Origin of the sequence: Bordetella genomosp. 9, from assembly GCF_002119725.1 — a bacterium.
GTDB lineage: Bacteria > Pseudomonadota > Gammaproteobacteria > Burkholderiales > Burkholderiaceae_B > Bordetella_C.
Window position 1 is genome coordinate 1,083,093 of the sequence record NZ_CP021109.1, and the last position, 23,264, is coordinate 1,106,356.

At 61.5% G+C, this 23,264-nt stretch carries 26 protein-coding genes; 18 read left to right on the plus strand and 8 right to left on the minus strand.

The annotated features are described in order from the left end of the window. Positions 1-38: 38 nt before the first annotated feature. The 7 genes from CAL13_RS05040 to CAL13_RS05070 all read right to left on the minus strand — a co-directional run bounded on the left by CAL13_RS05040 (position 39) and on the right by CAL13_RS05070 (position 6,120). On the minus strand, positions 39-896 hold the full coding sequence (locus CAL13_RS05040) for a response regulator transcription factor (protein ID WP_086071704.1): 858 nt from the start codon (positions 894-896) through the stop codon (positions 39-41). 490 nt (positions 897-1,386) lie between these two features. Continuing rightward, positions 1,387-1,620, minus strand: a complete 234-nt coding sequence (locus CAL13_RS05045; RefSeq protein ID WP_086071705.1) for a hypothetical protein — start codon at positions 1,618-1,620, stop codon at positions 1,387-1,389. 8 nt (positions 1,621-1,628) lie between these two features. After that, positions 1,629-1,895, minus strand: coding sequence for a hypothetical protein (locus CAL13_RS05050; protein WP_086071706.1), 267 nt, complete (start codon positions 1,893-1,895; stop codon positions 1,629-1,631). A 3-nt stretch (positions 1,896-1,898) separates the two neighbouring features. Then, positions 1,899-3,215, minus strand: a complete 1,317-nt coding sequence (gene sctD, locus CAL13_RS05055; RefSeq protein ID WP_086071707.1) for a type III secretion system inner membrane ring subunit SctD — start codon at positions 3,213-3,215, stop codon at positions 1,899-1,901. Between the two features lie 34 nt (positions 3,216-3,249). Beyond that, a complete protein-coding gene (gene sctV / locus CAL13_RS05060) occupies positions 3,250-5,331 on the minus strand; it encodes a type III secretion system export apparatus subunit SctV (protein ID WP_086071708.1) in 2,082 nt (693 codons plus the stop codon). A 13-nt stretch (positions 5,332-5,344) separates the two neighbouring features. Further along, positions 5,345-5,722 carry a tetratricopeptide repeat protein gene (locus CAL13_RS05065; protein WP_086071709.1) on the minus strand — a complete coding sequence of 126 codons (378 nt, stop codon included), beginning with the start codon at positions 5,720-5,722 and terminating at the stop codon, positions 5,345-5,347. Beyond that, positions 5,719-6,120, minus strand: coding sequence for a hypothetical protein (locus CAL13_RS05070; protein WP_086071710.1), 402 nt, complete (start codon positions 6,118-6,120; stop codon positions 5,719-5,721). Before CAL13_RS05070 ends, CAL13_RS05065 begins: the two co-directional genes overlap by 4 nt. 300 nt (positions 6,121-6,420) lie before the next feature. Here CAL13_RS05070 and CAL13_RS05075 point away from each other — a divergent pair, with 300 nt between their 5' ends. The 17 genes from CAL13_RS05075 to sctC all read left to right on the plus strand — a co-directional run bounded on the left by CAL13_RS05075 (position 6,421) and on the right by sctC (position 21,938). Next, positions 6,421-7,017: a hypothetical protein gene (locus CAL13_RS05075; RefSeq protein WP_157664802.1), complete on the plus strand. Its 597-nt coding sequence runs from the start codon at positions 6,421-6,423 to the stop codon at positions 7,015-7,017. A 139-nt stretch (positions 7,018-7,156) separates the two neighbouring features. Further along, complete coding sequence (locus CAL13_RS05080; protein ID WP_086071712.1) at positions 7,157-7,699, plus strand: tetratricopeptide repeat protein; 543 nt, start codon at positions 7,157-7,159, stop codon at positions 7,697-7,699. A gap of 38 nt (positions 7,700-7,737) precedes the next feature. Further along, complete coding sequence (locus CAL13_RS05085; RefSeq protein ID WP_086071713.1) at positions 7,738-8,553, plus strand: hypothetical protein; 816 nt, start codon at positions 7,738-7,740, stop codon at positions 8,551-8,553. A 36-nt stretch (positions 8,554-8,589) separates the two neighbouring features. Beyond that, complete coding sequence (gene sctE, locus CAL13_RS05090) at positions 8,590-9,888, plus strand: type III secretion system translocon subunit SctE (RefSeq protein ID WP_086071714.1); 1,299 nt, start codon at positions 8,590-8,592, stop codon at positions 9,886-9,888. A gap of 484 nt (positions 9,889-10,372) precedes the next feature. Further along, positions 10,373-10,834: a hypothetical protein gene (locus tag CAL13_RS05100; RefSeq protein ID WP_086071716.1), complete on the plus strand. Its 462-nt coding sequence runs from the start codon at positions 10,373-10,375 to the stop codon at positions 10,832-10,834. Positions 10,835-10,935: 101 nt separating this feature from the next. Continuing rightward, positions 10,936-11,736, plus strand: a complete 801-nt coding sequence (sctJ, locus tag CAL13_RS05105) for a type III secretion system inner membrane ring lipoprotein SctJ (RefSeq protein ID WP_086071717.1) — start codon at positions 10,936-10,938, stop codon at positions 11,734-11,736. A 35-nt stretch (positions 11,737-11,771) separates the two neighbouring features. Next, positions 11,772-12,374: a SctK family type III secretion system sorting platform protein gene (locus CAL13_RS05110; protein ID WP_086071718.1), complete on the plus strand. Its 603-nt coding sequence runs from the start codon at positions 11,772-11,774 to the stop codon at positions 12,372-12,374. Beyond that, a complete protein-coding gene (locus CAL13_RS05115; protein ID WP_157664803.1) occupies positions 12,358-13,128 on the plus strand; it encodes an HrpE/YscL family type III secretion apparatus protein in 771 nt (256 codons plus the stop codon). Before CAL13_RS05110 ends, CAL13_RS05115 begins: the two co-directional genes overlap by 17 nt. Positions 13,129-13,135: 7 nt before the next feature. Further along, positions 13,136-14,443 (plus strand): type III secretion system ATPase SctN, encoded by a 1,308-nt coding sequence (gene sctN, locus CAL13_RS05120; RefSeq protein ID WP_269768192.1) that lies wholly within the window; start codon positions 13,136-13,138, stop codon positions 14,441-14,443. Then, a complete protein-coding gene (gene sctO / locus CAL13_RS05125) occupies positions 14,440-14,922 on the plus strand; it encodes a type III secretion system stalk subunit SctO (protein WP_086071720.1) in 483 nt (160 codons plus the stop codon). Before sctN ends, sctO begins: the two co-directional genes overlap by 4 nt. 353 nt (positions 14,923-15,275) lie before the next feature. Next, positions 15,276-15,656, plus strand: a complete 381-nt coding sequence (locus CAL13_RS05135; protein ID WP_086071722.1) for a hypothetical protein — start codon at positions 15,276-15,278, stop codon at positions 15,654-15,656. Between the two features lie 191 nt (positions 15,657-15,847). Beyond that, positions 15,848-16,912 carry a type III secretion system cytoplasmic ring protein SctQ gene (sctQ, locus tag CAL13_RS05140; RefSeq protein ID WP_157664804.1) on the plus strand — a complete coding sequence of 355 codons (1,065 nt, stop codon included), beginning with the start codon at positions 15,848-15,850 and terminating at the stop codon, positions 16,910-16,912. A gap of 32 nt (positions 16,913-16,944) precedes the next feature. Then, positions 16,945-17,709: an EscR/YscR/HrcR family type III secretion system export apparatus protein gene (locus CAL13_RS05145; protein ID WP_157664805.1), complete on the plus strand. Its 765-nt coding sequence runs from the start codon at positions 16,945-16,947 to the stop codon at positions 17,707-17,709. 49 nt (positions 17,710-17,758) lie between these two features. Continuing rightward, positions 17,759-18,214: a type III secretion system export apparatus subunit SctS gene (sctS, locus tag CAL13_RS21675; protein ID WP_420042413.1), complete on the plus strand. Its 456-nt coding sequence runs from the start codon at positions 17,759-17,761 to the stop codon at positions 18,212-18,214. Positions 18,215-18,229: 15 nt separating this feature from the next. Then, positions 18,230-19,030 carry a type III secretion system export apparatus subunit SctT gene (gene sctT / locus CAL13_RS05155; RefSeq protein WP_086071725.1) on the plus strand — a complete coding sequence of 267 codons (801 nt, stop codon included), beginning with the start codon at positions 18,230-18,232 and terminating at the stop codon, positions 19,028-19,030. Next, a complete protein-coding gene (gene sctU / locus CAL13_RS05160) occupies positions 19,027-20,124 on the plus strand; it encodes a type III secretion system export apparatus subunit SctU (protein ID WP_232467765.1) in 1,098 nt (365 codons plus the stop codon). The genes sctT and sctU overlap by 4 nt, the downstream gene beginning before the upstream one ends. Further along, the gene (sctC, locus tag CAL13_RS05165) at positions 20,121-21,938 is read left to right on the plus strand and encodes a type III secretion system outer membrane ring subunit SctC (RefSeq protein WP_086071727.1); all 1,818 of its coding nucleotides are present in this window, start codon (positions 20,121-20,123) and stop codon (positions 21,936-21,938) included. The genes sctU and sctC overlap by 4 nt, the downstream gene beginning before the upstream one ends. Positions 21,939-21,958: 20 nt before the next feature. Here sctC and CAL13_RS05170 read toward each other — a convergent pair whose 3' ends face one another. After that, positions 21,959-22,591, minus strand: coding sequence for an RNA polymerase sigma factor (locus tag CAL13_RS05170; protein ID WP_086056420.1), 633 nt, complete (start codon positions 22,589-22,591; stop codon positions 21,959-21,961). A gap of 406 nt (positions 22,592-22,997) precedes the next feature. On the opposite strand from CAL13_RS05170, the gene CAL13_RS05175 reads away from it, so the two are divergent. After that, positions 22,998-23,258, plus strand: coding sequence for a hypothetical protein (locus tag CAL13_RS05175; protein WP_157664806.1), 261 nt, complete (start codon positions 22,998-23,000; stop codon positions 23,256-23,258). Positions 23,259-23,264 lie beyond the last annotated feature (6 nt).

Here is a 23,264-nt window from a genome sequence, read left to right on the forward strand (position 1 = left end):
CTAAGGAATCCTTCGGCCGCATGCTTTTTAATTCCCGGTCAGTCGTTTTGAAAAATGCTGCTGTTTTGCGCCACGAGGGTCCCCGGAGGCACGGAGGACAACGGGCCAGAAGCGTTCCGACGGAAGGCCACGGGGCTGCAGCCGGATTGGCGGCGGAAGGCCGAGGCAAAGTTCGCCGGACTGGAAAAACCGAGACGGTCCGCGATCTCCGCCACGGATAAGGACTTGTCCTGTAGCAGCGTGCGAGCGCGTTCCATGCGCTGATCGCGCAGATAATCGGGAATCGATTTTCCGAGCAACGACCGGAAGGCATGCGTCAAGCGCTTTTCATTGACGCCGATCAGGCGGGCCAACCGCTTCTGTGACGGGGCGTCCGACAGATGTTCGCGCAGGTACTGTGTCGTCATGCTTACGATTGCCTGCTCGTTCGAAAGTGGCATGGTGTCCGACCCTTTTTGAGGGGCTGTGCTCTCATGCTTAGGGTCAGCCGACCGGCGGCCGCGCCGCTGCAGCTGCACCCGAATTCGCGCCAATACCTCCTCGGGGTTATAGGGCTTCAATACGTAGTCGGCCCCACCGACGTCAAAGCCTTTCAGGCGATCGTCAAGTTTTGTACAAGCTGTTACGAAGATCACGGGTATGTGCGCCGTGGCCGGGTTTTCCTTCAACAGCTTGCATGTGGAGTACCCGTCCAGTTTCGGCATGGCCACGTCAAGCAGGATGGCGTCTGGTGCGGGGTCCGCCAAAGCGCGCTCATAGGCCTGTTTGCCGTCGAGCGCGACCATTAATTTGAACCCTTCCTGACTTAACATCTGCACAAGCAGCTTCAGGTCCGCGGGGCTGTCGTCTGCGAGCAGAAGTCGGGTTGGCAACTCTCCGGCATGTTCGTAAGGCATGGCAGTTCTCCGTTGGGCCACACTGTCGGCGACGAAACGTCTCGTTCAGGTGTGACGTCTGATATCGCAATTATTAACATATGGGAACGGCGTCTCCAACAAGGTGTTTAGTACCGAAGTTGGACGTGAAAGCCGGAGGCGGCCGGGCGGGCAGGAAGATCGCCTTGATTGTTTCTTCTTCGAATCAAACCGAAAATTCGCGTATCGTGCCGGCAAAATCTGCCATTTTCGATTCTTCAGGCGGGCGTGGCGGCTCGCGGAGCGTACAATGGGCGCCGATAGATTTTCGGTGACGGGTCGGCGAAAGCAAGACTCAAGAAACTGGCTGCTTCATAGAATTAACGTGTAGTTTCATTTTAAACATCGAGGACGGTGTTTCGGGAAGGCTCGAACGCTACGCGTTCCCACCATCAAGCCGCCCGGCGAGCGGGCAGCCCGGCGGAATACATAAACCAAGTCAGTGCGCCGGTGTGCGGCACATTAATCGGCTCTACGGGACGATGTTTCGGGCGATCGTTTTCAACATGTCCCCCATGCTTTTTACGTAGTTCGTGACGACGGTGCTTTTCACCGACAGCTTGGTGATGGCTTTTTGGAAAGCGTACAGGTCGGGTAGGGCAGGAGAGGGCTTCCCGCTGATGTCCTGTACGCTCGCATCGACGGCGTCTTCGTCCGTGTTCAGCTGGCTCGTCAGGTTATCCAAACCGAAATTGTCGAGGTTCATAGGGCTCCTTACTTTGCATGCAGTGGGTTGGGGACCGCCGATTCGGCGCAAGCGCCCATCTTCGTCAGAATTGCCTGGGCCGCGGCCGCGGCTTGGGCCACTGTGGCCGCCGTCCGGAAATCAGCCGGGCGAAGTTGCAGGCGCATGTACTGTTTGGCCCGTGCCTCGAGGGTTTTGAAATGTTGAATCAGCGCGCGCGCTTCCGCACCGCCGGGAGTGAGGCCGAACAAAGTCAGGGCGGCGGAGTCGGAGATAGGAATTTGGCGGGCTTCCATTGGCTACCGTGGGATGACTATGGGATAGGGTTCGTCGAACACGACCCGTGTGTCTTCAATCGCCTTGAGCCGGTAATCCGCGTAGGTTCCTCCCACCAGAAGCCGCGTTCCGTCGCCCAGGACGAGCCACGGCTGCGGTCCCCCGACGATGCTCGCGATGCGGAAAGGCAGCGTGTGCGCTGCGGACTCAGCCTTGGGCGGCGCATCGATAACGAACGCATCGAGATAACGCGTATTGAGCAGTTTGACCAGCGCGACAAGCTGCTCCTGCTCTGGCGTGTTCAGGTTGACAGGCTTCAGGTCTACCCGGCCTTGAGTCCAATCTGCCTTGATCGCGGGCAGGCCGGATCGAGCAGACGCAGCGGCAAATGCTTCGATCACCTGACTCGCCAGGAGGACGTCCCCTGGAGCGGCATCGACTTCGTCGTTACGGTTTCGCAGAAATTCCAGGATCGCCTGACGGGTCGGCGCATCCGCCACCACGGCCTGTAAACGCAGCGGCCCGGGACCTTGCCGTTTCAAACGAAAACGAAGATCCATCTTATTCAACCCATCAGCGACTCTTCGTTCGACCTCGACTTGGTTTTTCGTAACGAGATCCGGCGTGGGCGAAATAGCCGCGAGGGCGGTGGCGAGGCGAGTTTGCTCCGCTTCATCGCGGACCCAGCCGCTCAGCACGTACCGTCCAGATCCGGTCGGCGAGACCCGGATCGAGTCCGCCAGGTTCAATTCACCAAGCAATTTTTCGATATCAGCCAGACTTTTGAGATCCGGTATCTGCGAAATGGCTTTCCGCGGGGCGTCGTTTACGGACGGCGAAAATGCGGCGACCGCAACGCCGCCGCAAACGAGAACGGCGAGCGCGGCGGACGTCAGCCACAAGGCGGTTCTTCTGCGGCCCTCTCCTGCCGGATGGTCCGCGGTTGCCCCGTGGGGCTTCCAACCATCTGCGCAGGGCAAATCCGCCACGTCGCGGTGGCTGGCTTCCGTTCCGGCGGGGCTTTCCGGCGCCACACTGAGTTCGGGCCAGGCGTCGCCTGCTGCGGAAACCGTGACCCAAAGGGGGCCCAACCGAACAGGCGTGTTGAGACGCCATACTTTTGGCGCGATGTCCGTGCCGGACGTTTCGTCTTGAAGCGCTATGGACCATCCCGCCGTGTCAACTCGAATTACGGCGTGGCGCGGCGCGATACCGCCGTCCAACAGAACGACGTCGCAAGCTACGTCGCTCCCTATCACCACGGTGTCCGATACAACGCAGCGGGCGCGCTCATGCAGCCCGGTCAGAACGCGAAATTCGAATTCGCCCGACACTTTCATACCTCTTGATACGCCTGCCACGCCGATGTGAGCGTTACAGCTCGATCCTGGCAAGCGGCTGCACGTTCACCTCGGGCGTCAGTTCCTGATAGGACAGCACCGGCAAGTGGTACAAATCCTGTTCAATCAACTTGCGTACGTAGCGGCGGATATCCATGGTAGTCAGGAGTACGGGGCGAGCCGTGCTGGTCTGCAGATTTCCGACGGTTCGGTGAATGCTATCGAGCAACGCCTGCGACTTTTCGGGGTCCATCGCCAGATAGCTTCCGGCCGCAGTCTGCCGGATAGCGTCGCGAACGGTGTCCTCCACGTCCGGTGAGAGAAGATATGCCGGCATGAAGTTCTGACCGTTCGTGTACTTGTGGCTGATGTAGCGCTTAAGTGACGAGCGGACGTGTTCGGTAAGCAGGACAATGTCCTTTTCCTTCTGCGCCCAGTCCACCAGCGCTTCCAGAACAGCCCGCAGATCCCGGATCGAAATGTCTTCGGACACCAAACGCTGGAAGATCTCGGCGATCCGCTGAATCGGCATAACGCGGTGTGTTTCCTTGACGAGCTCCGAGAAGTCCTCCTCCATCGCCGACATCAGCTGCCGCGTCTCTTGAATGCCGAGAAAATCCGCGGCGTGCTTGCGCAGAATCATCGAAAGCCGCCAGGCGGGAACCTGATGGGTTTGCAGGACGGGCGTCCCCATGCCGTCGAGCGCTGGAAGATGCGCCCGATCCACCCAGAAACCGGCCTCGTCTGCCGGAAAAGATGCGTCGCGATGGTGAGGGATTCCCATGGCGTCCAGGTTGTGAACGCTTTCGCGCACCAATACGGCATCCGTCCGTATCCGGCCGGATGCCGCCGGCACCTCGAAAAGCAGGATCCGGTACTCCTGATCCGGCAACGTGGCGCTCTCGCGCACCTGAACTGCAGGAAAGGGAACGCCCAGATCCTGGTACAAGGAATGCCGGACGTCTTGGATTGCGCCCTTCAAGCTGCCGTCCTGGACCAGGCTTCCCAGGTCAGGCGCCACTTCGACCACAATGGGGGCGGCCGGTTTGAAGGCATTGGGACCGTCAGCCATATCGTCAGCCCCGGCAGTGTCGCCGATCCCGCCGGCGGAGATTCCGTCTCCCGCGGATCCGGTCTTTCTGCCGCGGGCGTTGAGCAGTACCAATCCGATTGTGCCGGTGCACACCGCCAGGACGAGGAACACGGTAAATGGCATTCCGGGAATCAAACCGACCGCCAAGGCAATGATGGAGGCAATGATCAGTGCCCTTGGCTGTGCCAGAACCTGCGTGCCGATATCATTGCCCACGTTCGATCTCTCGTTGCCGGTCGGCACCCGCGTAACGATAATCCCGGCGCAGATCGCGGTGAGCAAAGCGGGAATCTGTGCGATCAAGCCGTCGCCTACGCTCAGCACCGAATATGTCATCGCGGCTTCGGATGCCGTCATGCCGCGCTGTAGCGACCCGATGATCCAGCCCCCCAGCAGGTTTACGGCGACGATGATCAGGCCCGCGATGGCGTCGCCTTTTACGAACTTCATCGCCCCATCCATCGCGCCGTACATCTGGCTTTCCTTTTCGACCAGCGCCCGGCGCCTCTTGGCCTCATCAATCTGTATTGCATTGGCACGCAGGTCGGCGTCAATGGACATCTGCTTACCCGGCATGCCGTCCAGCGAAAATCGGGCGGCGACTTCGGCGACCCGCTCGGCGCCTTTGGTAATGACGATGAACTGAACGATCGTCAGGATGAGAAACACGACCAGCCCGACCACCAGATTGCCGCCCACGACGAAGTTCCCGAACGTATCGATGATGTGGCCCGCGTTTCCGTCCAGCAGAATCAGCCTGGTGGTGGAAATGGAGATGCCCAGGCGGAACAGCGTGGACACGAGCAGGACCGCCGGGAAGGACGAGAATGCGAGCGGAGACGGGAGATAGATCGCCACCATCAGCAGAACGCAGGACGCCGTGATATTGATTCCTATTAGCACGTCCATGATTGCCGGCGGCAAAGGCAGAATCATCATGAAGACGATCGCCATGACGATCATGGCGAGCAGGATGTCGTTGCGGCTTGTCGCGATCGCGACGACGCGTCTTATCGCGTGCATGGTTTCGAGTCTGTCAGATGGATTGCGATGTCCCTGTGCGCCCGGTCAAGGCCAGCTTCGGCGCGCCGGCCCGGCGTATTGCGGCATGGGCTTCTTCCCTTCGGCCGAGCGCCACCAGGATTTGCGCAAGGACCACCTGGTATGTCCGACGCTGCGCCGGCGAGGGATCGACGCGTTGCAGTGTCGAAAAGGCGCGGCTGGCGAACCCGGCGCGCAGTTGCGCCAGGGACAGCAGGGTCAAAGCACGAGCGTCGCATTTGCCGAAGCGGTCCGCGGCTTCAAGCAGGGAAACGGCCTCGTGCGGACGGCCATTCTGGACGCTCAGGAAGGCCAGGGTATGCAGCAGCTCGACGCTTTCGCCGGAAAGCGCCGTTCCGGATGTGCTGTTCATCCTGCGTAGAGCGCCTTGCGCACGACCGACGATTGCCGTCGCAAGGCGATTATGCCGCTGACGACGTTCAGCGAGCCGATGGCGACGGCGTCGCCGCCGTTCCGCGCCAGCATCGCGATCGAGTTGAAACATCGCTCCAGCGCCCGGTCAAAGACGCCGGGATGGTTCAAACCGTACTTGCCGGGGTCGGGCGCCAGGTCGTGGCTGATTGTTATCTCGAGCGTCGGGCGATCGAGCCAGGCCGGTGGCGAGGTAGGTTGAGCGGACGATTCGGTGAACGGCCGCGACGCAAGTAAAGGCGGGCCTGAAGCGGCGCCGCTCGTCATGGCGGTCCGGTCCGCTGCAACGGGACCGACACGATCGATGGGATAGGGCCTGGTCAGAATTCGATTGATCATTCAATGGTTCCTGGCGCAGGGATGGGCATTCGCCCGTGCGCGTTCACGGCTTGAGCACGCTCATGCGGCTGGGCATGTTCGGAGGCCGGGATGCGGTTGCCACGGCCATGCTCGAAGGGGCAATGGTAGTGGCGCCGGCTCCTTCAAAGTTCCCAAGCCTCGCAGGCGCCTGCCGAACGTTGAATCCGCTATCGCGGTCAATTCGTCCGGCGCAATGACGTCAGGAACCGGAATCTTGGGGCACGCACCTACCTGCGCATCCGCGACATTGCGGCTGGAAGTCAGATAGGAGTATCGGTAATGAGCAGTTTTGGCATGCCAGGGGTTTTCACCAAGGGGGGGCCTGGGGCCCGGATGTACGACAGTTTCTTGAGCGGCACCGATACCTCCATGGTGGCCGACTGGGCCTTGGCCTTTGCATCCATTCTTGCGACCTCGGAGGCCGTGCTGCGCGCCACCTCGCAAGCTGTGCTGCGGCAGAACCAGCGTGTCGACGAGCAGGTGAAAAAAATGAACGTCTACGAGGACGCCAAGAGCGCCGTGGCCAATCTGTTGGGGAAGTTCTCGCCGCAGGCGGAGAACGACGCCAAGCTCGGCGATGCTGAGGATAAAGGCGGATCCATACCGGATTCCCTCAGTAAGCTGAACAAGGCGCTCGTCGACCTCGGCTTTACCGACGATCCGAACAAGTGGACCAAAGACAACACCAAAGGCGATTTCGAAGCGCTGCGCACCACGCTGGATGGGAAGTCGCAGACCCTGGGTACTGAACAGAACCTGCAGTCCACAAGGATGAACTCGATGGTCGGCCGCATGTCGGCGGACATGACGCAGCAGTCCAATATCGTCAAGGCGGAAGGGAACCTGCTGATGAACGTGGCCCGGAATTCCGGTTGAGCCAGTCGGCCGGCGCGGGTGGCCGTTGCCGGCGCACGCGGGATGCGCTGGCACCGCCCAAGGAAAGCGCCTTGCGCGGATCGGTCCGGGTGATGGCAAACCCGGCGGTGACGGAGCAACTCAATCCAGGTGGCAATCTATGGGCAGAAAAGGCGGCGGATCGGGCGCCGACGACTATAAGCGTCTTTTGTATCGGTTGTCGGCCCTCGTGCGCGAAGGCGGTTCAATCCGGAAAATGGCGGGTGTTGCGCAAGCCTCGACCGAAGGCCTTTATGCCGTGGCCTACGAAACGTTCCAGAAGCGGCAGTATGAAAAGGCGCGCGTATTGTTCTCGCAGTTGGTTGTCTATGACCACATGGACAGCCGGTTCATCATGGGACTGGCCGCGACGCTTCATAAGCTGGAGCGATTCGAGGAGGCCCTTCGCATGTACGCGATCGTCGCGATGATGAAGATCGACGATCCCGTTCCTTTCATGATGAGCGGCGATGCCCAGCTTGCGTTGGGCCGTGCCGAAGACGCCATGGAGTCGTATGCGCTCGCGATGTCGGCATGTCTCGGCACCGCTCACGAGACGGTGCGCGAGCGCTGTATGCGCCGCATGGAACAAGCCAAAAAGAATGCTTCGAAGGAAGCTGGCCCTGCCGAGGGTCCGGCGTTCAGTCAGCCATGTGCGCGCTGAACGCGAATCGGCAATCAGATTGATATTTTCGGAGGTGAATGATGGCAATCACAGGTGTGCAGGGACAGAGTGGCGCAGTCTATCCCGTTCTTCCGCAAGACGGGAAAACCGAGCAGCCGCGAGCGATGTCGTGGGGCGATATCGCCTCGGTTCTCGTGGAGGCGCAGCGCCTGGTCGGAGAAGAGTCGCAGAAAGTTGCCAACAAAGAGATGGAAACCTACATGAAAGATATGCAGGTCAATCGAACACTCAATATGGTCGCCACCGAGAACAGCATCGCAGCGCGAAGAACTTCGATGTGGGTGCGTTTCGGGGTCCAGGTCGGCACAGGGATCGCCGGCGCCGCGATGGGGGCGTACGCGCTCAGGGGCAACGCCATTGCAGCCAGGAAAACGGAAGCAATGGGCAAACTCACCAAGGAGGCTGACCTGAAGTTGCAAGACTCGGCCAAGCTCCTTGCCGAAGCGGAGAAAAGCGGAGACGCCAGCCGACTTGCCCGCGCGCGTGTGGAAGCACAGACAGCACAGGAAGAAGCGGCGGGCGTGCAGACGCAAGTCCAGAAGATCTCCAAGGAAATCGATGGTCTGAACAAGAATCGGGAAGTGGCCCAGACGTTCGCGAACACCAGTACGCAGGTCATGTACGCGGGCAACGAGCTCGGTACGGGCATCCCGGAGGCACAGGCCAAGCGAAACGATCTGGCCGCCCAGGTTGGAAACACGACCGCAGGGCTGGATAGGGAAATGGCTGAACGCAGGCGTGGAAACGCCAGCGAGGCCGTCAAGCGCGCCGACGAGGTGGCCCAGGCGCTGGTGGAAATCGCGCGCGTCAATGCAAGAAACCTCGGTGCGTGACCGGGTTGAAAGGACTGGCTTCTCGACGAGGAAAAAATGCAAGTATTGAACAGCGTCCGCCTACCCGGCGAAGGGGCGCTCCCAACCGCAGCGCCCGGATCGGGACGCCCGAGATCGGATATCAATGCAGGGAATGGCGTACAGGATATCGCGGATCTCACCGATGGCTGGGACAGCGTTCTTGAGCAATTGATGGGCTATGTGCCCGGCTCATCGGAGGACGGCAGCGGGACGGCGCAGGGGGGCGAAAACAGCTTCCGTGATGGAGCCCCAACCGATGCGGAAGAATTCGTTCCGATGCCGCCGCCACTCGTAGCCGTCCCGGACCTCGACCAACTGTTCGCCGAGATACAAGGGACCAGACAGACTCTGATGTCGGCATGGATGTCGTCCCAGGCGAAGGACGCCTACGACGCAAGCAAGCGTCGCGTGGACGAAACGACGGCGCTGCGAATGAAGCAGCTTAAAGAGATTGCCGAGAAGGAGCGGGCGGCTCAAAAGACCGGCTGGTGGGCCAAGGCCCTGGGCTGGTTCACGAAGATTCTTGCTCCGGTGGTCGCTGCCGTCGGTCTGGTGGCGGCAATCGCCACAGGCGGAGGCGCCATTGTCATCACGATGGCAGCCTTGGCGTTGGCCGGTGCGCTGCTGCAATCGTCTGGCGTGCAATTGAGCGACGCAATCAGCAAAGTCGTGGGGAAGGTTCTCATGACCGTCATGCCAAAAGACATGGCGCAGAACACTGCCGACATCATCACCGGATGTGTGATGACGGCCACGGGATTCGGGTTGCTGCTGGACCCAAGTTGCGTCGCCACGATGGCGCGCGGAATCGCGAACGCAGCAGGCGCCAGCAAGGAGGTCGTTGCCATAGTGGAGGCGGCCGCCAACATTGCCGGTAGCTTGATGGCAATCGGGTTAACGCTTGGGGTCGCCAGCGCAAGCGGGGCGAGCACGGCCGCGTCAAAATTTTCGAGTGCCTTCCAGCAGCAAGTGACGAGTGCGATGAAGTTCCTGACTGGGGGGCGCGCCTCATTACAGTTGGTCGCGCGTTGGCTTCAGATAGGGTCGCAAACGCTGTTGGCTGCAACGAGGACGGTGAACAGCGGCTTTCAGATCAAGCTGGGATATGACGAGCTGCGGCTTGGTCTGGTGCAGCAGGAGGGCGTTTTTCTCCAGAGTGTGGTGACGGCGGCGATCGAGGACTTGTCCCTCGTTCAGGACGCGATGAAGCGTAGCATCAAAGAGGCAGGAAAGCTTTACCAGGATATGGTCAACTCGACGGCGGACTACGTACGCTCTTCCATCGAGCGGGCCTCCATCCCTATCCCTGTGTAATCGGTATGCAGCCTGGCCGTTTGGCTGAATCACCGGTCGATATGGTCGACGCCGACGCTACCCAGAAGCTGGCCTTGGTCGGGTTCATGGGAGCGTTGGCGGGCTGTTCCGAACCGGCGGAGGCACTCTTCCTATGTCTGCGAAAACTATGTCCCGGCAATGTCTACGCGGACATGGGTCTCGCCATGGTATGGACCCTTTCCGATCGGACTACGGAAGCGCTTTGTTTGCTCGAAAACCTGTGTTGCAAGAGTCATGAGCAGCATGCATTCCTGGAGTTGTGCAGGGGAATCGCATACCGCCAGGAAGGGCGCCATGCGAATGCCGACCGTTGTTTTGCAGTGGTGAGCGCAGCGGGCGGGCCGCCGTCGGAGTTCGCCGCTTTGCTTGGCGCTGCATCCAGCGCGTCATGATCTCTGCTCGATCGACGCGCCGGTTATCCGGCTTTTCTTTTTCTCTCTTCTTTCCATCAAGGTAATCAGACATGTTGTCCGCAATCGACGGTTCGCTGCTCGCTGGCAGGAAGGGCGACACGCCCGTCCGACCGGACCCGGCCTCCTCTGAGGCGACGAAGCAATTCAATGCGATCATGAATGGCTCCAGCGGCCAACCGGACGGCGGAGGCAATGCCATATCGGTTCAATCCCAGCTCTTGGCGCATGCATTGAGTGCCGCGCCGTCGTCTCAGGCGAACTCACGGAGTATCGGCGATCGCATCCTGGAGGTATTCCGCCACGGCGCGGTGGCAATTACTCATGACTGGTCCGAGGTACAGAACGGTCTTCAGCGCGTCGGCAACAATGTTTCATCGTCGTCGGGCGGTCAGACCTTGCACGACTTGGTGACGCTGCAGATGCGATTCGTCATTGCAGCCACAAAGACGGACATGATGACCAAGGCGATCGGCAAGACGCTGTACACGGTCGATAGCATCTCCAGAATGTGATGAACGAACGCGTGATGCCCGTGCTCGCAAGACCTGAGTGTCCGGACCCGACAGCCGTGCGCCCTGGCGTTGGCTGCCGCCGATCAAGTTGGCAGCGATGGATGCTGGCTACGTTCTGTGTGTTGGTGCTGGTCGTGCTGGCTGGCTGCTCGCCTCGTGTGGAGCTGTTTTCAGAAACCACCGATGCGGAAGCGAACGAAATGCTCGCCGCCCTGTTGCAATCGAACATACGCGCAGTAAAGGAAATCAAGAAAACCGGCGTCGTGCTGACCGTTCCCGAGGCCGACGTAGGACGCGCATTGCAAGCGCTGCGGCAACGCGGACTGCCCCGTGAACGGTACGAGGGCATGGGAAAGATTTTCCATAAAGACGGAATGATCTCTTCGCCGCTGGAGGAAAGAGTGCGATATGTATACGCGCTTTCCCAAGAATTGGAAAACACGCTTTCGAAGCTGGACGGCGTGTTGGTAGCGCGGGTACATGTGGTCCTGCCTGAGCAGGAGCCGGGCAAGAAGGAAAAGACCGAATCGAGTGCGGCGGTGTTCATCAAGTACCAGCCGGGGAATAACGTGGATCTGCTTCGTCCTCAGATACGTGCGCTGGTGGCGCGCGCCATTCCGGACCTGGACGAAGGCCGCGTTTCGGTGATCCTGGTGGCCGCGCATCCCGCCGCAGCAGGGGCCGCCATGTTGTCAGGTGGCGCAGGCGCCGGTTCGGACGTATCGCCGGCACCGCCAGCGGAGCCCGAGCCTAACGCCACATTGCGGTATCTCGTCGCGTCCGGCTTGCTGCTTGCCGCGGTTGCAGTGGTTGGCGGCCTCACGTTGGTGCTGCTGCGGCGGCGGGCCCGAAACATCGACGTCAACGCGGCAGATTCCACCTTGGCTGGGCAGGATCAGTGAGGCTGGAAAGTCCCATTTCTTCATTGGATGCGGCGATGCTGGCGTTCAACTTTTGTCCCAGCCGCACGCTGCACCCCTCGAGGCGAAAAGACTACGCTTCAGAGGCATTCCTGCATGCCATCGACACGATGCCGGCCGAAAGTGCCATTTGGCACAGGCACTGGTCGCGTCAAATATTGCGGCAGGAGAAGCTGGATAGTGCTCCGGTAACGGATCTGTCGTTACCCGCCCTTCGGATCGCCCTGCTGGACCCAGAGTCGCTGTTGGAGCTGGCCCGCGCCCTTGGCGCGGTGCTGTGCGCGCCGAGATTGCGACTCGCTATCGCGGGCGCCCAAGTGCGCGTCCTCGCCACCGCTTTGGGGGCGACCGCCTTGCGGTGGCTGGCCCATGGGCGGCGATGGCATCCCGGCTTGGCGGGGGACCCATACACGGACGTCGCGGCCGCGGCGGACGATGTTGACCAGTTGGGCTGCGGCGTACTGATGTCGGCTTTCGGCACAGCTGGCAGGCCGTTGGCGCGGCGAGCCGAATTGAAGCTTCCGGCACATGCTCCCGCGCGGCGCGAACTGCCGGGGGACGAGGCGATGGATCTGGTCCTGCGCATGTCAATGGAGTGGAATCATGTCGTTCCTGCTTGACCGCGGCGGCATGGCAGCGGCGCCTCACAACGCGGTAAACGAGGATCGCCGAGACCGCGAGGAAGCATTTACGGAAAGCGTAGACCGACACGCCGGGCGTCCGGATACGGATGGCCACGCCGGACTGGCCGTGCGGCCATTGGGGAAGGTCCTGCGAGCCGAATCTTACGCCAGGGTCGTTGATGCGGCGGAAGTGCTGCGGCACGCGCGGAGCCGGGCGGCGCGTATCCTCAAGGACGCGAAATCGGCTTTCCACGCGGAGCGCGCGCGGGGCTACGCCTTGGGCAAGGAGGAGGCCAGGGCCGAGTTGGCCGCCGAAATGGTCTCCATGTCGCGCCGCATGCGTCTTCAAATCGAGGGCATGGAAAGCGGACTAGGCGAGATCGTTGTCGCCGCGATGAGAAAAATCATCGCGGACTTCGACGACAGGCAACGTGCGCTGGCGGCGGTTCGCAGCGGGCTCGCCCTGATGCGGCAGCAGAACCACGTCACCTTGCGCGTGAATACCGACGTCGCCGCTGCGCTGCGCGAGGATATCGACGGCCTTCGGAAGGCCTTTCCCAAAGTGGGCGACATCGAGATTGTGGAAGATGAAAGACTGGGGCGGGATGTCTGTCGGCTGGAAAGCGCGATCGGTACGGTCGACGTCAGCCTCGAAGCGCAGCTGGAAACCCTAAGGCGCGTACTGGAGAATGCGCTATCGCGGGGCGGCCTGGCTACTCCCGAAAACGAAGGGAGCGAGCGCGATGTTTGAGCGGGCGATGGAAACCATGCGCGCCGCGCTGGCCGAGGCGCGGCCCCTGACGCTGGTCGGGCGGGTGACGCAGGTGACCGGCACGATCATCCGAGCCGCCGTTCCGGGAGCGCGCGTGGGTCAACTATGCACATTGCGCAACCCCGGGGCGGATCCGGACATGCAAGCGGAGGTCATCGGTTTCGCGGAAGGCCGGGCGTTGCTGACCCCCATCGGGGACATTCAAGGCCTTGGGCCTGAAACCGAAGTGCTTCCCACGGGCGAAAGTATGCGGGTAGCGGTTGGGCCCGCGTTGCTGGGCCGGGTGCTCGACGGATTGGGACGGCCCTTGGACGAGGCCGAGCGCGGCCCGTTGTTGTGCGATGAGTATTACCCGGTACTGCGCGATGCGCCGCATCCTTTGGTGCGACGCGCCATCGACCGTCCATTGCCGCTGGGTATCCGGGTGCTCGACGGTCTGCTGACTTGTGGTTGCGGACAGCGCCTGGGCATCTTCGCCGCTGCGGGAGGCGGCAAATCGACGCTGATGGGGATGCTTGTCAACGGCGCGGACGTGGACGTCCGCGTCGTGGCCCTCATCGGAGAACGGGGCCGGGAAGTCGGGGAGTTTCTCGAACACGAGCTCGGACACGCCGGTCTACGAAAGAGCGTGATCGTGTGCGCGACGAGCGACCGGTCCGCGATGGAAAGGATTAAGGCCGCGTTCGTAGCGACCGCCATTGCGGAATATTTCCGCGACCAGGGAAAGCGCGTGCTGTTTCTCATGGACTCGGTCACCCGCTTCGCCCGGGCGCAGCGGGAAATCGGATTGGCCGCGGGAGAACCTCCCACCAGGCGCGGATTTCCGCCCTCTGTGTTTGCGGTCCTTCCGCGGCTGCTCGAGCGTGCCGGCACGAACGACCGCGGCTCGATCACAGCGTTTTACACCGTGCTGGTGGAGGGCGACGATATGACCGAGCCCGTGGCCGACGAAGTGCGCTCCATCTTGGATGGCCATATCGTCCTTTCCCGCAAGCTTGCGGCGGAAAATCATTACCCAGCGGTGGATGTACTGGCATCGGCCAGCCGCGTGATGAGCCGCATCGTGTCGGCCCCCCATGCCACCGCAGCAGGACGGTTCCGCGAGCTTATGGCCAAGTATGCCGAATTGGAGTTGCTGGTGAATATCGGCGAATACCAGCCCGGCAACGATCCCCTCGGCGACGAAGCGGTGCGCAAGATTCACGATATGCGCAAATACCTTCGCCAGGGCACGCAGGAGGTGGACGATTTCGACACCGCGGTGCGCCGACTGATGGATCTGGCCGAAGCATGACAGATGTCCGCGCGAAGCTGTTGCGGGTACGCGAATCGCGGGAGCAGCGTGCCGCACGCGCTTTGGTTGGTCTGCGCGCCGCGTGCAATGAGGCGGACGCGCGTGTGAAGCGCGAGCGCCGGCGCCTGGAGGACTGGCGCGTACAAGCGGAGGAAGAAGAGGCGTCTTTGTATGCCAAGTTGATCGGCAACGCCGTATCGCCACGCGCGATGGCCGCAAAGCTGGCCAAGGTCGAGGCGCTGCGTCAACGCACCCGAGAGCATTGGCGCAGCCTGGAAGAGGCGCAGCGCGCGGCCGATGCGGCCGAGCTGGCGCTGCGTAGCGGTCAGGAAGCACGATTGCAGGCCATTAAAGCCACGCAGAAGTGTCTCGAGGCAATAAACCTGGAGCTTAAGGAAAGGGTAATGGCAGAAGAGCGAAAACTGGATGCCGAACTCGACGAGGTCGCGGTGTTGCAGCACCGCAGGGAGGTGGCATGAGACAGTTGGCCGCAGACGGGGCGACAGGCCTACAGACTTCTCCGTCACAGTCCGGCCCGTCGCCTCAAGTCCACGCAGGCGGGAAGCCTGACGCGCCAGGCCGCGAAGGCGCGCGGACGGATTGGCTTCCCGCCACGATGGTGTCTCTGATGGATGTCCAGCGCTTCAGGCAAATATTCTGCGGGGACGACGTTGCCGATGAAACAGTCGGCGCCGATGCCCAGGCGGTGCAGTGTCTCACGAGACTGCCGCGGCACGAGGCTCCAACCGTTTCCTCGGTCGACGAAAAGGTCCAGCACGTCAGGCATTGCATGGAGCAGGCGTCACGGCAGGATACGGCTCCAGCTCATGCCATGTCCGACGGTATGAATCCACTGGGTATCGAAGCGGTCGCCGCGGTGGTGCGCAAGGTCTACCTCGGCGCCTATGAAAAGGGCGAGCGTTTCGTGCGCATCGCGTTCGAGGAGCGGCAGTTGCCGGCGACCGAAATGTCGGTATTCGAAGACGCGGGCTGCGTGAACGTGGCATTCGTCACGCGCGATGCTGCTGTGCACCGCAGGCTGGTGGCGGGCGCACAGCCGCTTGCCGCGCGCGTGGCGCAGGTCTTGCCCGCCGATGTGCGGCTGAGCGTCGCACCGGGCGGCGGCCACACCTTCCAGGCGGTGGAAGTTCGAGCGGATGCCCCATTGCAGAAGCCGGACGGCACGGACGGCACGGACGGCACAGCGCGATGAAGAGCGTCCGGAGGTACCAGCCGCCTGCCATGAGCCGGCGTGAAGCCGCTGCGCGTACGGCGATAGCGCGACACGGGCGAGTGCTGCGGCCGAGGCATCGTGCCGGCGCCAGGGACAGCGCATGGGCGCTTGCAATTGAGCTTCCTTTCGATGGCACGGGCGATCGGCAGCCTGCGGCATCGCGCTGGCTAATGTGGAAGGACGCGGCGGTAGGCTTGTGCCTGCATCCGGGCGCGGTCGAAAGCTGGCTGGCAGCGAAGATGCCCGAGCTCGCCGCCAATGAACTGCCTGCCGCGTTTGTCGATGCAGTGATCGAAGCCTTGATTGAGGACATTTGGGCTTTGCTCCCAGAGGGAACGCCGCGTCCGGTCTTTCTCTCTGCTTGCCCGGACGGCCAGCAGCAAAGGCAGCATCGCTGGCATGCCGTAAGGCTTTCATTGCTTGGTGTCGGCACGAATGCTCAGGTTTGCACCACCATGCTGGCGGACGACACCGCGTTGGGCAACCTCGCTGCCGTGCTCGCCGGCGTGCGGCCTGAGGCCGATCGCTTGCCGCTGTGCGGCATCCACGTACCCGTAGGGGCCGTGGTGGGGGAAACGTTTCTGAGCGTCGAAGAGATCCGTTCGCTGACGTTGGGCGACGTCGTGCTGTTCGATCGGCAGGCAGGATCTGGCCGTGATGAATCGTGGCTGGTGCTTCCCGGCCATCAGCGCGTGCGGGCCAGACGGGCCGCAAACACCTCCTCGGCATTTCTGATCATCGACCACTGGATTTCCGACATGACTGACCTTTCGTATCCGCCGCCTGACGCGCCGTCATTTCCCGACGAGCTTGCGCATACCGAAACGGCCGGTATCGACCCTGGCCTTGGCGCCGAGGGCGCCCAGCCCGGCATGGGAAGCGACATGGAAGAAAGCGACGCACACAGGGCCGCGGCATGCTCCGATGAGCAGACCAATCGCGGTCCGTCGGCCGATCCAGCCGCTTCCGCAGCTGCGGCCGGCGGTGCGCCCGACCTACGTGCGATTCCGGTCCATCTGACTTTCGATCTGGGACACAAGGCCGTATCGATCGCAGAGCTGCAGGAACTGCGTCCAGGAGAGATATTCGAACTGGGCCGCTCCATTCAAGACGGTCCCGTGTATGTCCGGGCCAACGGCAAATGCATCGGAATCGCCGATCTGGTCGATGTCGAAGGCCGGCTGGGCGCCCGCATCCTTGCCTTGAGCGACGGCGAGCATCCTGAATGTCTCTAAGCGACATCGATCCAATCACCGTGATGGCGGTCATGGCCGCGGTGGCGCTTCTGCCCATCGCGGTTGTCATGACGACCTCATTCCTGAAAATCTCGGTCGTACTCGCCTTGCTTCGCAACGCCATCGGGGTGCAGCAGGTGCCGCCCAACATGGCGCTGAATGGGCTGGCGTTGATTCTGTCTGCCTATGTGATGGCTCCCGTTCTGGGACAGGTGGCGGATGCAATCCGTGAGCCGGAGACTCCCGTGGCACAGGGCAGTCATGACGCCTTGCGCGATGACGCCGTTGAAGCCGGGAATGGAGGAAGCAGCGAAGGGGGCGGCGGTTCCTCGGCGCCGCCGCCGGTCAGCCGGTACGCGCCAGGTGGCGCGAGCACGCCGGATGGTCCGGGCGCGGCGTCGGGCAAGCTGGACCGGATGCTGGATGCTGTCCAGCGGGGGGCGGCGCCGATGCGGGCCTTCATGATGAAGTTCAGCAAACCGGCGCATCGGCAATTCTTCGTCGACACGGCGGCGAGCCTGTGGGGCGAAGGCGCCGCCCGGGGACTGAAGGAAGACAATTTTTTCGTACTCGTGCCCGCGTTTGTCCTTTCGCAGCTGAACTCGGCGTTCCAGGTGGGTTTTCTCCTGTACCTGCCGTTCATCATCATCGACCTCATCGTCTCCAACGTATTGCTTGCAATGGGGATGATGATGGTGTCGCCCGTGACTATCGCGATCCCGCTGAAGCTGTTCCTCTTCGTGATGCTGGACGGCTGGACGCTGTTGATCAAGGGGTTGGTCCTCTCCTATTCGTAGACGGAGAGGACCGCCCCAAGAGCGTTGACGCCGCTTCCCTCGAGCGTTGATGCGGCTCCCCTCGAGCGGCGCCGCCGACGGACCGGCGCCGCACCGGATCTTTGGCGTACCCCAATCGGTGTTGTTTTCGTGGCTGGGCGGCGGCCTGCACGCGCAGGATGGGGGCCGCAGGAAGGTCGCGGTCAGGAGTCAAGGGGCAGGGAAAGGTGCGGACAATTTGTGGCAACGAAGGATCGGCATGAACTCGAATGAGCTGGTGTTCTATTTGAAGCAGGCGCTTTATCTGGTGTTTTGGCTGTCCTTGCCCCTGTTGGGCGTGGCATCGGTCGTAGGGACGCTCTTTTCGCTCTTTCAGGCGTTGACCCAGATTCAGGAGCAGACGTTGTCCTTTGCTATCAAGCTGGTGGCGGTGTTTGCCACGCTTTTGTTGACGGCAGGATGGATAGGTTCGGAAATTTTCAACTATTCATTGTCGGTTTACGGAATCTTCCGAACTATTCGGTAACCAAGTTGGAACCGCATGAGCGACTTCGTCACTTACGCCGCCGTCAAGGATCTGATGTTCGCTCTGACGGTCACTCAGCCGCGCATCCTGGTCACGCTCATGATGTTGCCAGTATTCAGCAAGCAGCTACTGCCCGGCCGGCTGCGCGGCGCTGTCGCGGTCCCGCTCGGATTGCTCGTCACGCCATTGACGTTGCCGGGCGCGCAGGCCAGTGACTTGAGCCTGGCGCTGCTCGCAGCGCTCGTGGTGAAGGAAGCCTTCGTCGGCGTGGTTCTGGGCTTTTTCGCCGCCATTCCGTTTTGGATATTCGAAGCCATGGGATCCCTTATCGACTATCAGCGGGGCGCAAGTATGGGAGCACTCTTCAATCCGACGATGGGAACGGAAGCGACGCCACTGGCGATCGTATTCCAGCTGGCTTTTGGCGTCCTGTTCTTGAGTGGCGATGGAATCAACCTGATGCTTTCGATGTTGTTTGACAGTTTCCGCCTATGGGATCCCTGGCAGTGGGCCCCATCGCTGCGCATGGAAGTTGTACCGATCATGCTTTCCCAACTGGACCGTTTGATGCGGTTGGTGCTTCTGTTCGCCGCGCCGGCGATGGTCATGATGTTGCTTGCGGAACTGGGGCTGGCGCTGGCGAGCCGCTTCACCCCCCAGTTGCAGGTCTTTTTTCTAGCAATGCCGATAAAGACGGCGATCGTCTTGCTCGTGATCGTGCTTTGCCTGGCCAATGTGTTCGAGCAAGGGGCGCTTGAAACGCGGCGGATCGCCGATACGATCCCGCTCCTCACCGATCTGTGGCGGGCGCCGTGAGCGAGGAAAAGACCGAAAAGCCGACGCCGAAGAAGCTCGATGACGCAAGGAAGAAGGGAGACGTCCCCTACAGCCGCGATTTCACCCAGACCCTGCTGACGCTGGCGCTGCTCATCTTTCTCTTGGGAAATGGAACGCAGATTGTCGAAGATCTGCAGCGCATCATCCGCATCCCCGCTGGCCTTTACGAGCAGCCGTTCGGCGCCGCCTTGAAGCTCGCGTTCCTGGAGGGACGTGCGATTCTGCTGCAGGTGTTTGGCAAGGTTTTGGCCATCGTGATTGGCGTTGGCCTTTTCGTCGAGTTCATCCAGATCGGCATCGTGGTGGCGGTGGAGAAGATCAAGCCGTCCGGCAAGAAGCTAAACGTGGTCGCCAACGTCAAAAACATTTTCTCGTCGCGAAACCTCGTCGAGGTACTCAAGTCCGCCGTCAAGATCGTCTGCTTTTCGTTGCTGGTCATCCTGCTGCTGCGGCAGGGGCTTGAGCCGTTGGTGCACAGCGCTGCGGCCGGCATGGATGGTTTGCTTTCCGTCATGGAGGCCTTGTTCCAGGTCTTGCTGGCCTACACCGCGATCTTCTGTCTTGTCATTGCTGGTTTTGACATGGGCTGGCAGCGCTGGCAGCGCACGCGGCGGCTCAAGATGACGAAGCAGGAGGTCACGCGGGAGCACAAGGACATGGAGGGAAGGCCGGAGATCAAGCAGACGCGCAAGCGCCTGCATCAGGAGTTCGCCAACAGCGGCCCGGTGAATGCCGTTCGCAAGGCTTCCATGCTTGTTGTCAACCCTACGCATATCGCTGTTGCGCTGCGCTACGAGCCCGACATCACGCCGCTGCCGATTGTGCTGGCGAAGGGCCGCGACCGTCTAGCGCTCGAGATGATCCAGATGGCAAGGCAGGTCGGCGTGCCGATCATGCGCGATGTACCGCTGGCGCGGGCGCTGCTGGCCGACGCCAGGGAGAACCAATACATACCGAGTGAGCTGGTCGTCCCCGTTGCCAAGATCCTTCGGGAGGTCCGCGACTTCGCGGATCGGGAAGGCGGCCCGGCGGGCGCACGCTCCGATTTCCATGGACACGACGAACGTAAATGAAACGAATCAAGAAGCCCGGAAAACTATCGACTTCCATCCTTGGAGCTACTGCGCGCTATGGCTTTGCGTTGGCTGTGACGATCCTGTCGGCGACGGCCGCCAATGCGACTCCCACCTGGCCTATGGCGCCATACAGCTACTTCGCGAACAGCGAGCCGCTCGAAGAGGTACTGCGAAAGTTCGCCAGCGGCTTCAGTCTTGGTCTGCGCATGGCGCCAGGCGTGAATGGGCTGGTGAACGGCAAATTCACGGCGGCCAGCCCCAGCGATTTCATGGATAAGTTGTCCGGCGTCTATGGGTTCACCTGGTTCGTCTATGCAGGCACCCTTTATGTGAGTCCGGCCAGTGCGATGGTGACCAAAACGGTAAGCGTGGGCAGTGGCTCCATTTCGGGCGTACGGCAGGCGCTGGATCGATTGGGCGTACTCGATCCGCGATTTGGCTGGGGGGAAGTACCCACGCAGGGCCTGGCCCTGGTTTCGGGCCCCCCGCAATACGTCGATCTGGTGGAGCGTACGATAAAGTCCTTGCCGCGCAGCGATGGCCGGCAGGCGGTGGCGGTTTTTCGGCTGAAGTATGCATCGGTCAATGATCGCGTGGTCCGCTACCGCGATCAGACCGTGAAAACGCCCGGCCTGGCGACTGTCCTGCGTCAACTGGTGTCCGGCGGATCGATGACCGGCAGTGCCGCCATGGGTGGCATTGTTGGCGCGGCGCCCGGGAACGCGTCGGGAAACTATGCCGGGGCGGGAATCAACGGGTCGCCGGCGCCACTCGATGACGGGAGCGGCAATGCTGGCAACCTTCTTGCCGGCGGGATGCGCACTCAGCAAGCGATCGTGGAGGCGGATGCCCGTCTTAATGCGATCATCGTCCAGGATATTCCCGAGCGCATTCCAATCTACCGCGCCTTGATCGAACAGCTCGACGTGCCCAGTACGCTGATCGAGATAGAAGCGATGATCGTCAATGTCAGCGCCGACGCGTTGGACAAACTTGGCGTGAAGTGGGGGGCTACCGCGGGCAAGACGTCCGTTTCTTATGGCGGCGTTCCGCAGCAATTCGACGATGGCTTGGAACCGGGATCGATCGGCATCGGCGTAACAGGGGTGCTACGGGCTCAGCTGACGGCGCTCGAGAAAAGGAACGAGGCAAATGTGCTGTCACGCCCGTCGGTTCTTACTGCCGACAATATGGGTGCGGTCCTCGATACTTCCAAGAGCTACTACATCAGTTTGAAGGGAGAACGCGTGGCTGCCGTCAAACAGGTCCAGGCGGGAACCAGCCTGAGGGTGACACCCCGGTACATTTCGTCTCCCTCCGGTCCGAAGGTCGAAATGGCCATCGATATCGACGACGGGGCGATCCTGGACGAGTCGCCCAAGGTGGACAACTATCCGATGACCACCGAGACCACGATCAGCACGCTGGCGACCGTGGCGGACGGCGACACGCTGTTGATTGGCGGGCTGCGGGTGACAACGGATCAGGACAAGAAGGTCAAGGTGCCCCTGTTGGGTGATATCCCGCTGATCGGTTCGCTGTTTTCGTACAAAGAACGTGCTTCCAACAAGCAATGGCGCTTGTTCCTGATTCGGCCTAGGGTGGTGCAGGTGAATGGGGAGCCGGTCTTGGCAACGTCGCTGAGCCGGTGGGGCGACGTAGTGAATGAGACCTGGGAAGCGGCCTCGCCGGCCTCTGCGCTCGAGCTGATGGGCCCGGCGTTGCGCCTGGCCAGCGAGGGAAACACCAAGGTCAATCACAGCATTGCAACGATGAGCCTTCCACCGTTGCCGGCTGCGGGAGGCCAATGAGCGCCCTGACGAGCTGCGGGTCAGGCGTCCAGGTACAAACCCTTGGATTGCAGCTTGTGCCGCAAGGCTGCACGCGCGCGGGAAAGGCGGCTGCGTATGGTGCCGACTGGGACCGTGAGCCTTGCGGCCGCCTCTTCATAGGTCATGTCGTTCAGCCCCATCATGAGCAGGATGCTGCGCATGTTCTCCGGGAGTTCGGCGATGGACTCTTCGAGCAGGCGCAACGTCTGGTTCTGTTCTGCCACGCCATCTGGCGCGAGCTCCTGTGAGGCGTGGTCGTGCAAAGCGTCTTCGCTGACGAAGTAGTAGCGGCATTCCGGCGCACGCGACAAATAGTTGCGCACCAGGTTCAGCGCGATGCCGTACAGCCAAGTGGAAAGCTGGGATTCGCCACGGAAGCTGTGATACGACTTGGCTGCTTCCAGAAACGCCTGTTGCGCGAGGTCTTCCGCGTCGGGGCAGTTGCCGATGTGCTTGATGATGAAACGATGCAGACGCGTGGCGTGGTTCTGCACCAGCTCGCGGAACACGGCTTCGTAGGAATGGGTGGATGTTGCGATGGGGGTGCATGCGGTCGCGCCATGTTTCGACACTTCGTAGGCAACGGGCAGGGCCGTCGATTCGCCGTGTGAGTGATCGTGAAGGTGTTGCATAAGGTAGCCAAGAGGTCACGGGGCGGACCAGTATGGCGCAATCCCTGGTTCCCTCGAGCGTCTTGTTCACCCACACAAAACACCGCCTTAAACGTCGCTTCAACGCGCTAGAGAGCCAGTCCGAAATGCAGTGTGAATCGGGCTGAATGTGGCGTCGGAAACTTTACTTTCTGCGCGCGACGTGATGATCGGATGGAGGCACGAATACGTCCTACGTGGGCATTTTCCGTATCGCGTTCCCCTCCATGTGACGATGCCGCCACTCAGAAATTTCTCCTATGCGGCATTAGATGGGCTTCCTAGAATTGCCGTGGCCTCGCGCGAGAACGGCGACCTTCCCCCCCTGGTGTCTCCCTCCATCAGGTATGCCGCTCCGTCGCGAGCGCCGCTTGGGACAGGGCCGGCGATGATGACGAATATGAAAGAGATGTACTGGGTGTCGAGGATTTCCTCATGGAACTACATCGACATTGCGGGAAAGACCCATGGCCGCATAGATTGGTTCGACGAAATACTCGACCTGGGCTTCTGGTGGCAGACGGCTCATGAAAGCGGCTCGTGCTCCACGCTGGACCGTGCCAAGCGCAGTGTGGAAGAGGCATTGTGGCGGCGTGAGATGGCGCTGGCGGCGCTTTGTGCGCCTTATGAGGCGATGCCTCAAACTTGAACGCGC

Bases quoted from the DNA above. Each gene is read 5' to 3' on its own strand.
- sctT (WP_086071725.1), top strand. From the start codon at position 18,230: ATGAGCGACTTCGTCACTTACGCCGCCGTCAAGGATCTGATGTTCGCT.
- CAL13_RS05040 (WP_086071704.1), bottom strand. From the start codon at position 896: ATGCCTTACGAACATGCCGGAGAGTTGCCAACCCGACTTCTGCTCGCA.
- sctS (WP_420042413.1), top strand. From the start codon at position 17,759: ATGCGGCTCCCCTCGAGCGGCGCCGCCGACGGACCGGCGCCGCACCGG.
- sctQ (WP_157664804.1), top strand. From the start codon at position 15,848: ATGTGGAAGGACGCGGCGGTAGGCTTGTGCCTGCATCCGGGCGCGGTC.
- CAL13_RS05080 (WP_086071712.1), top strand. From the start codon at position 7,157: ATGGGCAGAAAAGGCGGCGGATCGGGCGCCGACGACTATAAGCGTCTT.
- CAL13_RS05100 (WP_086071716.1), top strand. From the start codon at position 10,373: ATGTTGTCCGCAATCGACGGTTCGCTGCTCGCTGGCAGGAAGGGCGAC.
- CAL13_RS05170 (WP_086056420.1), bottom strand. From the start codon at position 22,591: ATGCAACACCTTCACGATCACTCACACGGCGAATCGACGGCCCTGCCC.
- CAL13_RS05050 (WP_086071706.1), bottom strand. From the start codon at position 1,895: ATGGAAGCCCGCCAAATTCCTATCTCCGACTCCGCCGCCCTGACTTTG.
- sctC (WP_086071727.1), top strand. From the start codon at position 20,121: ATGAAACGAATCAAGAAGCCCGGAAAACTATCGACTTCCATCCTTGGA.
- CAL13_RS05045 (WP_086071705.1), bottom strand. From the start codon at position 1,620: ATGAACCTCGACAATTTCGGTTTGGATAACCTGACGAGCCAGCTGAAC.
- sctE (WP_086071714.1), top strand. From the start codon at position 8,590: ATGCAAGTATTGAACAGCGTCCGCCTACCCGGCGAAGGGGCGCTCCCA.
- CAL13_RS05075 (WP_157664802.1), top strand. From the start codon at position 6,421: ATGAGCAGTTTTGGCATGCCAGGGGTTTTCACCAAGGGGGGGCCTGGG.
- sctJ (WP_086071717.1), top strand. From the start codon at position 10,936: ATGCTGGCTACGTTCTGTGTGTTGGTGCTGGTCGTGCTGGCTGGCTGC.
- sctN (WP_269768192.1), top strand. From the start codon at position 13,136: ATGGAAACCATGCGCGCCGCGCTGGCCGAGGCGCGGCCCCTGACGCTG.
- CAL13_RS05145 (WP_157664805.1), top strand. From the start codon at position 16,945: ATGGCCGCGGTGGCGCTTCTGCCCATCGCGGTTGTCATGACGACCTCA.
- sctD (WP_086071707.1), bottom strand. From the start codon at position 3,215: ATGAAAGTGTCGGGCGAATTCGAATTTCGCGTTCTGACCGGGCTGCAT.
- CAL13_RS05085 (WP_086071713.1), top strand. From the start codon at position 7,738: ATGATGGCAATCACAGGTGTGCAGGGACAGAGTGGCGCAGTCTATCCC.
- CAL13_RS05070 (WP_086071710.1), bottom strand. From the start codon at position 6,120: ATGATCAATCGAATTCTGACCAGGCCCTATCCCATCGATCGTGTCGGT.
- CAL13_RS05110 (WP_086071718.1), top strand. From the start codon at position 11,772: ATGCTGGCGTTCAACTTTTGTCCCAGCCGCACGCTGCACCCCTCGAGG.
- CAL13_RS05175 (WP_157664806.1), top strand. From the start codon at position 22,998: ATGATGACGAATATGAAAGAGATGTACTGGGTGTCGAGGATTTCCTCA.
- CAL13_RS05115 (WP_157664803.1), top strand. From the start codon at position 12,358: ATGTCGTTCCTGCTTGACCGCGGCGGCATGGCAGCGGCGCCTCACAAC.
- sctO (WP_086071720.1), top strand. From the start codon at position 14,440: ATGACAGATGTCCGCGCGAAGCTGTTGCGGGTACGCGAATCGCGGGAG.
- CAL13_RS05135 (WP_086071722.1), top strand. From the start codon at position 15,276: ATGTCCGACGGTATGAATCCACTGGGTATCGAAGCGGTCGCCGCGGTG.
- CAL13_RS05065 (WP_086071709.1), bottom strand. From the start codon at position 5,722: ATGAACAGCACATCCGGAACGGCGCTTTCCGGCGAAAGCGTCGAGCTG.
- sctV (WP_086071708.1), bottom strand. From the start codon at position 5,331: ATGCACGCGATAAGACGCGTCGTCGCGATCGCGACAAGCCGCAACGAC.